Annotated in this window: 1 pseudogene; it reads right to left on the reverse strand. The window is 73.0% G+C overall.

Annotation, left to right across the window (positions count from 1 at the left end):
* Positions 1 to 311: pseudogene (locus ADK55_RS23050) on the reverse strand (hypothetical protein); the annotation flags it as partial.

Below are 311 nucleotides of genomic sequence, written 5' to 3' on the forward strand. Positions count from 1 at the left end.
GTCGGAGACCGTGAACCGGGGCGCCGCGGTGGACACGTGCAGCCCGAACGACTCACCGGGAAGGACACTGACCCGGTCGGCGAAACCCTCGATGGCGCGAGCGGATCCGGCCTTGGCCACGTGCCAGTCGGCGTTTCCGGGTCGGGCGTTCTCGGCCTTGACGTCGAACACCCGGGACCCGGCCCCGGGAGAGGACTCCGACGCGTTCGGCGATCCCGACGGAGAGCCTCCCGACTTCGGATCCTCGCCCGCACCGGCCTCCTGCGCGTCGCCGTCGCCCGCGCAACCGGCGGCGGCACCGATCCCGACAG

The sequence above is a fragment of the Streptomyces sp. WM4235 genome (genome assembly GCF_001279725.1).
GTDB lineage: Bacteria > Actinomycetota > Actinomycetes > Streptomycetales > Streptomycetaceae > Streptomyces.